Raw genomic sequence first — 7,585 nt, 5'->3', positions numbered from 1 at the left:
CCGGCGGCTTTTATGATCCACTTACGCACACCCCGGGCCGCGCGCCGATTACCGGCGCGCTCCCCCATGTTATTAGGAGGACGAGCCCTATGAAGGTGACACCGTTGGATATTCAGCAAATCGGCTTTCGGCGGGCCTGGCGCGGGTACGACCGGCATGAGGTCGACGCCTTCGTGTCGAGTCTGTCCGACACGTTCGAGGAGCTGATCAAAGAGAACCGGGAAGCCAAGGATCGGATCGGCGTGCTTGAGGCGTCGTTGGACGAACTCAAGCGCAAGGAAGAGTTGATCAATCAGACCTTGGTGTCAGCGGAGCGGATGGTGGATGATCTGAAACGGCAGGCTCAACGCGAGGCGGAGTTGCGTATCCGCGAGGCGGAGGTCGCGGCCGACACCCTCACCCGCAAGGCCCGCGAAGAGCGGGTCCTGATCGAACAAGACGTCATCACCTGGCGTCGCCGGCAGATCGAGTTGGTGGAGCAGTTCCGCGGCTTCCTCAAGGGGATCGAGAAAAGTCTGGATTTGGCGATCGATCCGGCCCAGCGGGGCGAGACCGTCGTCGGAGCCCCGCGGGTCGCGTAAATTGGGGCGGGACGTGGAGTCAGCGAAGTACCGGACCGGGGTAGTCGATCCAGGGCTGGCGCTCGGCCAGGTACCGGGATCCTCTGAAATTGACTCGCGAGCGCAGCTGGGTGAAGCCGATCTTTTGAAGGCGAGTGACGAGATCGGCCATCACCTGTTCCACCTCAAAATGTGTTCCGGTATCGACACGGAGTCCTTCATAGAAAAACCGCGCGGATAGTCCCTGCTCGCTGCGGTGGATCTCGGCGTTCCGATTAAACGACCGATGTTGAGGATCGAAGCCCTCGACCTGGTGGATCTCGATCACCATACGTGGTCTCCTTCTCGCGCTGCTGGATCGCACCGATCCGCGAAACCGCCCACGCGGGCTTCGCGGGAAGGCCGGATTATACCCGCGTTCCGGGACGCAGGGCAAGACCCCCGGCCCGAGATCTCGACAGCGGTCTCCGAGGATCCCCATCGTATGGTCGGGCGAGAAAGGGCTTGCGTGTCTCAACTGATCCGATTGAATTTTCGGGTAGCCGAACATGAATCTTCCGAACCTGTTGACTCTTATCCGCATCTTGTGTAGTCCGGTGTTCGTGGGATTGGTTCTCTACGGGCACAATTCGTGGGCGTTAGCGGTCTTCCTCGCCGCCGGACTCACGGACGCACTCGACGGGATGCTTGCCCGCGTGTTGGACCAACAAACCACGTTGGGCCAGTATCTCGACCCCTTGGCGGACAAGCTGTTATTGGTGACGGCCTTCATGGTGCTCTCGTTCGAGGGGGCGATCCCCTTGTGGGTCACGCTGGTCGTGGTCAGCCGCGACGTCATCATCAGCGGGGGATCGCTGGTGATTCATCTGCTCCGTGAGCGCGTGGACATCACCCCGACCTGGATCGGGAAGACCACCACCGTGATCCAACTGGTCTACATCATCGCCGTCCTGGTGGGAACCACCGCAACGGTGCCGCAGTGGCTCCTGTGGTCGGTTCTCGCGGTCATGGTGGCGGTGACCGTGGCGTCCGGGCTGCACTACGTGTTTCGGGGCGTGAAGATCCTCAATCTCAATCACGGCCGACCCGCGTGAGCGCGCCGTCGGGTCGCTCGGCGGCAGGGATCTCGGGGCGCACCCGGATCGTCGCGCTCCTGGGGTTCCCGGTGGAGCACAGCCGGTCTCCGGCGATGCACAACGCGGCGTTTCAGGTGCTGGGGTTGGACTACCGATACATTCCGTTTGCGGTGCCGCCCGCCGCGCTCGAGAATGCAATGAAGGGCGTGCGCGCCCTGGGATTCGCCGGCGCGAACCTCACCATTCCGCACAAGGAGCGCGTGATCCCTTGGTTGGACGACTTGTCCCGGGAAGCGCGCCTGATCGGCGCCGTCAACACGATCGTACGACGCGGCGAGCGGTTGATCGGGTACAACACCGATGCCGGGGGATTCTTGCATGCGTTCCGCGAGGACACGGGCGTCAGGGTTCGAGGCGGACGCTTCCTGGTGTTAGGCGCGGGCGGAGCGGCTCGGGCCGTGATCGTCGCCCTCGCAATGGCCGGCGCCCGGGGTATCGCGGTGGCGAACCGCTCGCCGCGCCGAGCGCGTGAAGTGATCCGTCGGCTGCGACCCGCGTTTCCGGCGGCAGAGTGGACCACGCCGCCCCTCGGCTCGCTCCCTGCTGCGCGCGGCCTTCGAGGAGTGATCCAATGTACCTCCGTTGGAATGCGCCCCGGTGATCCGTCGCCGGTGCCGCGCGACTGGTTGGAGCCGCACCTGGTCGTCTACGATCTGATCTACCACGCTCCCACGACCTTGCTGCGCGACGCCGAGTCGGTTGGCGCCCGGTGCGCCGGGGGGCTCGGCATGTTACTCCACCAAGGGGCGATGGCGTTCACGCTGTGGACGGGGCGCCGGGCGCCGGTTGAGGTGATGCGCCGCGCCCTGGAAGCCTGTCCATGAAGGGCCATCTGCGGCGTTGTCGTTTCGACCTTGCGTCCTCACGTACGACACAGTACGCTCCGGCGCAAGGTCTCGCTCCGCCTCCATCTGACCCTTCCTGAACAGGCTTCCTTCGCCGTACTCCAACACCATTAAGGCTACGGCAGACCTCCCAAGCAGGTGACAATTTTTTGACAAAGCCGGGACCCTCGACTAGACTCTCGTCCGTTTCCAGAGCGCTATCGGACGATGCCAGCAACTCCGCCTTCTTCTTCGTCGCGTTCCACCGTTGCCAGTGAAAAATTGGGCCGTCTCCTGGTGGCCGCCCAACTGGTCTCGGAGGATCAGCTGCAGCGCGCGATTATTGCCCAGAAGAAGACTGGAGGTCGCCTGGGCAGTATCCTGGTCAGGATGGGATTCCTTGATGAGGCCAGGCTGCTCGCGTTTCTGAGTCAGCAGTTCGGCATCCCGTCGGTCGATCTCTCCAACTTCAAGGCGGATCAGGCGCTGCTCAAACTCTTTCCCGCCGACGCCATCAAGAAATACAAGGTCATTCCGGTAAAGCGAACGGGCGCAGTGGTCACGCTGGCCATGGCGGATCCCAGCGATGTGTTCGCGCTCGACGACATCAAGTTCCTGACCGGGTACACCATCGAGCCGGCGGTGGCGAGCGAATCCGCCATCGTGTCCGCGATCCAAGCCGCGTACGGTCTGGCGCAAGATGCCAAGCCGGAGCGGGCGGCGATGCTCAACGCCAAAGATTACACCGTCGACGATATCGGCGAGCCCACGTTTGCGGAGGCCGAGGAAGGCCCGACCGTCGACGTCGAAGATTTCGACCACATTGTCGGCGACGCACTCGACAACGTCGACGTGGTGGAGGAGCAACAGGACACCGGCGCAGACACCGATATCGAGGCGCCGATCATCAAGCTGGTCAACGGCTTGTTGATCAACGCAATCAAAGTCGGGGCGAGCGACATCCACATGGAGCCGTTCGAAACGTCGTTCCGCGTGCGCTTTCGCGTGGACGGCTCGCTCAAAACCGTGATGAACCTGCCGCTCAAGATCCGCAACGCCGCGACGTCCCGCGTCAAGATCATGTCCAAACTCGACATCGCGGAGCGGCGCCTGCCCCAGGACGGGCGCATCAAGTTGAAACTGGGCAAGAAGCGCGATGTGGACTTCCGTGTCTCGGTGCTGCCGTGTCTGTTCGGCGAGAAGATCGTGCTCCGCATCCTCGACAAGAGCAATCTGTCGCTCGATCTGGGCAAATTGGGATTCGAAGCCAAGGCGATGGACGATTTCATGAAGGCCATCAATTCCCCATACGGCATGGTGCTGGTCACGGGACCGACCGGGAGCGGGAAGTCCACCACGCTTTATTCCGCGCTTTCTACGATCAACCAGCCGGACATCAATATCATGACCGCGGAGGACCCGGTCGAATACAACCTGATGGGCATCAACCAGGTTCAGATGAAGGACGACATCGGCCTCAATTTCGCGGCGGCGCTGCGGTCGTTCCTGCGTCAGGACCCCGACGTGGTGATGGTCGGAGAAATCCGCGACTACGAGACCGCCGAGATCGCGGTCAAGGCCGCGCTCACCGGCCATCTGGTGCTGTCCACGCTGCACACCAACGATGCTCCCAGCACCATCAACCGGTTGCTCAATATGGGCATCGAGCCCTTCATGGTGGCGTCGTCGGTGGTCCTCATCCTGGCCCAGCGCCTGGCCCGACGCATTTGCTCGCAATGTAAAGAAGAGACGAAGCTCCCGGAGGCGACGTTGATCAGCGCGGGGTTCCCGCCGTCGGAAATCGCGTCCGTCAAGACCATGCATGGCAAGGGATGCGCCACGTGCGGGGACACCGGCTACAAAGGCCGCGTCGCGTTGTACGAGGTCATGCCGGTGGGAGAGGCCATCCGAGAGCTGATCCTGCAGGGCGGGTCCGCGGATGAAATCAAACGTAAGGCCATCGAAACCGGAATGAAGACGTTGCGAATGGCGGGATTGCAGAAAGTCCGCGAGGGACTCACCACGGTTGAAGAGGTGGTCGGCTCGACGTTCGCCGACTAGGAGCCTGTCCATGAATGGTCATCTGCTGCGTTGCCGCTGTGCATCCGGTCCTCACGTACGCACCCAGTACGCTCCGGTCCGGTGCTCGCGGCGCCTTGCATCTGACGCATTCCTGAACAGGCTCCTGTGTTTGAATACTGCGAGTACTCGGGTACACGTTTAGTAGAGGCGCTCACGCGAGACAGGGAGGTTGAGAACAGATGTCGACGCTCTACCAGATGCTGCAGCAGATGATCGAAAAGGGCGCTTCCGACTTACACATCACCACCGGTTCACCGCCTCAGATGCGGTTGCACGGTCACCTGACGCCCATGAACTATCCCCCGTTGGGGCCTGCCGAGACCAAGCAACTGATCTACAGCGTCCTGACCGACGCGCAGAAGCACCGCTTTGAGGAGGAGAGCGAACTCGATCTATCGTTCGGCCTCAAGGGATTGAGCCGGTTCCGTGCGAACGTGTTTTTGCAGCGCGGCGCGGTTGCGGCGGCGATCCGGGTCATCCCCATTCAGACCCGGACACTAGAAGAGCTGGGATTGCCGCAGGTCGTGTCCGACCTGATCAAGCGTCCCCGGGGCCTGATCCTGGTGACCGGACCCACGGGGAGCGGCAAATCGACCACGCTGGCCGCGATGATCGATAAAATCAACTCGGAACGACACGATCATATCATCACGATCGAAGATCCGATCGAGTTCATCCACGCCCACAAGAAATCCCTGCTCAATCAGCGGGAGGTCACGTCGGACACGAAGAGCTTCAAGGCGGCGTTGAAGTACATTCTTCGCCAGGACCCGGACGTGGTGCTGGTCGGGGAAATGCGCGATTTGGAGACGATCGAGGCGGCGTTGACCATCGCCGAAACCGGGCACCTAACCTTGGCCACGTTGCACACCAACAGTTGCGCGCAAACTATCAACCGGGTCGTCGACGTGTTCCCGCCCCACCAGCAGCCGCAAGTCCGGGCGCAACTGTCGTTCGTGCTCGAAGGGGTGTTGTCCCAACAGTTGATTCCCAAAGCCAACGGCCAGGGGCGCGTCATGGCGATGGAGATCATGGTGCCAAACCCGGCGATCCGTAATCTGATTCGTGAGGATAAGGTGCACCAGATCTATTCGACGATGCAGACGGGCCAAAACAAGTTTGGCATGCAGACCATGAACCAGTCGCTGTTCGAGCTGTACGGCAAGCGTCTCATCACCCATGAAGAAGCGCTCAGCCGGTCGAGTGTTCCCGAAGAACTGCTTTCCATGATGGATCGAGGCGGGGTCAACCAGACGCCGCGGAGGGTGGGGGCGGTCAAGTAGCCCCGAGCGTGCCGGGAGGAGGCGGGTAACCCATGGCAACGACATTTGTCTGGAGCGGCAAAACACGCCAAGGCGAGGTGCAAAAGGGCGAACTGGTGGCGAAGAGTCGCGACGAGGCGATCGCCCAGCTCAGAAAGCAGAATATCTTGGCTACCTCGATCCAACCCAAGACCGACGAGAAGAAGGGGTTGCTGGGCGGGTTCGGCGGAGGGGTGGGCGACAAAGACATCGTGATCTTCACGCGCCAGTTCTCCACCATGATTGACGCGGGCTTGCCGTTGGTCCAATGCCTGGAGATTCTCTCGAACCAGACCGAGAACAAGACGCTCGCGAAGACGATCGGACTCGTGCGGGCCGACGTCGAGGGCGGCTCCACCTACGCCGACGCGCTCCGCAAATTCCCGAAGGTGTTCGACGAGCTGTACGTGAACATGGTCGCGGCCGGCGAGGCGGGCGCGATTCTCGACACCATCCTGAGCCGTTTGGCCAAGCACATCGAGAAGTCGATGAAACTCAAAAAGGAGATCAAGGCCGCGATGGTGTACCCCGGGGTCATCATCAGTGTCGCGGTCGTCGTGATCAGCGTGCTGATGGTGTGGGTGATCCCGATTTTCGCGAGCATGTTCTCGGACTTCGGCGGGGTGTTGCCGCTCCCGACCCGCATCGTGATGGCCGCGAGCGACTTCATGAAGAACAACATCGTGTTCATCGTGTTGGCGGCCGTCGGCGCCGGCTACGGGGTGAAGCGATACTACGGGACTCTCGCGGGCAAGAAGCTCATCGACCGAAACGCGCTGAAGGTCCCGGTGGTCGGAGACCTGATCCGCAAAGCGGCGGTGGCCAAGTTCACGCGGACGCTCGGCACGTTGATCTCCAGCGGCGTGCCGATCCTGGAGGGCCTGACGATCGTGGCGAAGACGTCCGGGAACAAGACCGTTGAAGAAGCGCTTATCACCGCGCGCCAGAGCATCAGCGAGGGCAAGACCGTGTCCGAGCCGCTGGGCCAATCCAAGGTCTTCCCGCCCATGGTGGTGCAAATGATCGCGGTGGGCGAGACCACCGGGGCGTTGGACGCGATGCTCTCGAAAATCGCGGACTTCTACGACGACGAAGTGGACTCCGCGGTGGCCGCGCTCACCTCGTTGCTGGAGCCCATGCTGATGGTCTTTCTCGGTATCACGATCGGGTTCATCGTGGTGGCGATGTACCTGCCGATCTTCCAAATGGGGTCCGTCGTGGGTTGACGACGCGTGCGCTCGGCTCGCGGGATCCGGTGGGACGACGATCGTGACCGGGGAGACGATCCTCCGGACCAAGCTCAAGTGGCTAACCGGCCTTCGGGTCGTGGTGGTCACGGTGTTCCTCGGGCTCTTTCTCGCGCTCAACACCGGGACCTCGGGACACCCCGCCTCGCGCCTGTTCGCGGCGTTGATCGTCGGCACCTACGCGTTGACGATCGTTTACGCGCTCGCCCTCAAGTGGCTCAATTCGAAATGGGACTCGCTCGTCGCCGTCGTCCAGGTCACGGGAGACCTGTCGTGCATCACCAGCGTGGTGGTGAGCACGGGTGGGATCGAAAGCCCGTTTACCTTCCTGTACCCCATCGCGATCATCACCGGGACGATGGTGCTCGGTCGCAACGGGGGCGTCGCGGCGACCATCGTCGCCGCGACGATTTACGCCACGGTGGCGTGGCCCTC

Annotated in this window: 8 protein-coding genes; 7 read left to right on the top strand and 1 reads right to left on the bottom strand. The window is 62.1% G+C overall.

Annotated elements, in window-relative coordinates; translation table 11 throughout:
• The first annotated feature begins 89 nt into the window (after positions 1-89).
• Entirely contained in the window at positions 90-581 is a 492-nt protein-coding gene (locus AB1451_16670; GenBank protein MEW6684528.1) for a DivIVA domain-containing protein, read from the top strand.
• Between the two features lie 19 nt (positions 582-600).
• Here the strand turns inward: AB1451_16670 and AB1451_16665 are convergent, their stop codons facing one another.
• Positions 601-891: a hypothetical protein gene (locus tag AB1451_16665; protein ID MEW6684527.1), complete on the bottom strand. Its 291-nt coding sequence runs from the start codon at positions 889-891 to the stop codon at positions 601-603.
• Positions 892-1,108: 217 nt separating this feature from the next.
• On the opposite strand from AB1451_16665, the gene AB1451_16660 reads away from it, so the two are divergent.
• The 6 genes from AB1451_16660 to AB1451_16635 all read left to right on the top strand — a co-directional run.
• Positions 1,109-1,654, top strand: a complete 546-nt coding sequence (locus AB1451_16660; GenBank protein MEW6684526.1) for a CDP-alcohol phosphatidyltransferase family protein — start codon at positions 1,109-1,111, stop codon at positions 1,652-1,654.
• Positions 1,651-2,520: a shikimate dehydrogenase gene (locus AB1451_16655; GenBank protein MEW6684525.1), complete on the top strand. Its 870-nt coding sequence runs from the start codon at positions 1,651-1,653 to the stop codon at positions 2,518-2,520. Before AB1451_16660 ends, AB1451_16655 begins: the two co-directional genes overlap by 4 nt.
• 228 nt (positions 2,521-2,748) lie before the next feature.
• Positions 2,749-4,581 (top strand): type IV-A pilus assembly ATPase PilB, encoded by a 1,833-nt coding sequence (pilB, locus tag AB1451_16650; protein ID MEW6684524.1) that lies wholly within the window; start codon positions 2,749-2,751, stop codon positions 4,579-4,581.
• Positions 4,582-4,781: 200 nt separating this feature from the next.
• Entirely contained in the window at positions 4,782-5,885 is a 1,104-nt protein-coding gene (locus AB1451_16645) for a type IV pilus twitching motility protein PilT (GenBank protein MEW6684523.1), read from the top strand.
• Between the two features lie 32 nt (positions 5,886-5,917).
• Positions 5,918-7,129 (top strand): type II secretion system F family protein, encoded by a 1,212-nt coding sequence (locus AB1451_16640; protein MEW6684522.1) that lies wholly within the window; start codon positions 5,918-5,920, stop codon positions 7,127-7,129.
• A 43-nt stretch (positions 7,130-7,172) separates the two neighbouring features.
• Positions 7,173-7,585: hypothetical protein (locus AB1451_16635; protein ID MEW6684521.1), on the top strand; the 413-nt coding region annotated here is incomplete at its 3' end.

Source organism: Nitrospirota bacterium (genome assembly GCA_040757335.1).
Taxonomy (GTDB): domain Bacteria; phylum Nitrospirota; class Nitrospiria; order 2-01-FULL-66-17; family 2-01-FULL-66-17; genus JBFLXB01.
This window is presented reverse-complemented; position numbering and strand designations above follow the sequence as displayed.